The following is a 792-nucleotide window of genomic DNA, read 5'->3' as shown; positions in this document are numbered from 1 at the left end:
TTGGGGTTAAGGGGTGTCCCCTTGCGCAATTTTGATTTGAACGAAGTTCAAGTCGTAAGTGCGCATTTCATGAAAAACACGATAGCATATAGCTCGCTTGAATTCCAATTCATAGAGCCTTATGCTTGAGTGGTTTTCTATATCCCGAAATTGGACGTTATGACAAAATCAACTGAAAATATTGAAAAGAAAATTGAAGCCCAGTTAGAGAAGCTGAAACAGTTAAAAGCTCAGAAACAGGCTATTGAAGCAAGAGAACGTACCAAGAAAAAAGAACAGGAACGTAAGGATGATACTAGGCGTAAAATTTTGCTCGGTTCTTATTTAATTAAAAAAATGAATGCCAATGAAGCCAATAAAGAAAAAATACTTGCTGAACTCAACGAGTATTTAACGGAAGATCGAGATAGACAGCTTTTTGGTTTATAGGTTGGAAAATGCAAAAAAATGAATTTTTGAGGCAGTTTTTTGAAATAGTAGCAGGTTCAAAATTAGAACATACTGCCGATCAATATAATTATATTGATTTCGATGTGAGTTTTTCTTTAAAAAATGGCGATGCTCCAGTAGCAATATTTTCAGGGGAACATTTGATTTTTCCTATCATTATTGAGATACCGAAGAAAGATCATTCCATGGTCAATGGATTGTTTATTTCAATTGTCATTTCAGGGAAAAAATATGGACGACAAAGTAGAGTCTCGTACTTTTCCAAGTTAATTTTTAACTACCTTAAAGCAAACCAATTAATAGAAATTGATAATTTGGGCAATATAGAAATTAGACAAGAAA

At 33.5% G+C, this 792-nt stretch carries 2 protein-coding genes; both read left to right on the top strand.

Annotated features, from left to right (window positions below):
* Positions 1–159: 159 nt before the first annotated feature.
* Entirely contained in the window at positions 160–429 is a 270-nt protein-coding gene (locus tag RSC39_RS11915; RefSeq protein WP_240295778.1) for a mobilization protein, read from the top strand.
* An 8-nt stretch (positions 430–437) separates the two neighbouring features.
* Positions 438–792, top strand: a 355-nt coding sequence (locus tag RSC39_RS11910; protein WP_332537437.1) for a hypothetical protein, incomplete at its 3' end; no start/stop codon positions are given.

The organism is Lactococcus sp., from assembly GCF_036648155.1.
Lineage (GTDB): Bacteria > Bacillota > Bacilli > Lactobacillales > Streptococcaceae > Lactococcus > Lactococcus cremoris.
The sequence above is the reverse complement of the archived record's forward strand: the minus strand, read 5'-3'. Positions and strand labels throughout refer to the sequence as shown.